The organism is Paenibacillus xylanexedens (genome assembly GCF_007676705.1).
Lineage (GTDB): Bacteria > Bacillota > Bacilli > Paenibacillales > Paenibacillaceae > Paenibacillus > Paenibacillus xylanexedens_C.
Genome location: NZ_VEBF01000042.1, coordinates 1 through 416, shown reverse-complemented (window position 1 = coordinate 416; position 416 = coordinate 1). Strand labels below are relative to the sequence as shown.

The window sequence follows — 416 nt, the reverse complement described above, 5'->3', positions numbered from 1 at the left end:
ACCCCCTTCTAAGCCAACCCCACTTCCTCTGAACCCCCCTCTTCTTAGCAAACCGGCCCAACTTATAACCCTTTCCATATCATTCCACCTAATCCTCCCCTCTCCCACTCTTATCCCAAACCCATCAAAAATTCCTCCACACAAACCTCCCCATTCACATTCAAACCCAATTTTTTTCTCCATCCTCCCCCCATATCCATATACCACACCCACTCCTCTCTCCTCCCCGTATCTCCCAACTCACATACCATCTCTAACTCATCTATAAAAACCATATCTTCATCCCTATCCTACTCAACATACACCATCTCCCTAAACCATACATCCAACAAACTAACCACCATTTCCATGTCTTCACAGACTCCCGTTTTAAAAATCTTCTCCTTTTCATATATCAATCATGTACTTCCTCTACC

1 protein-coding gene is annotated in these 416 nt (G+C 44.2%); it reads right to left on the bottom strand.

Features of this window, described 5'->3' with window-relative positions:
• Positions 1 to 183 (bottom strand): hypothetical protein (locus FS628_RS32130; protein WP_222125311.1); only part of this gene is annotated, 183 nt, incomplete at its 3' end.
• Between the last annotated feature and the right edge of the window lie 233 nt (positions 184 to 416).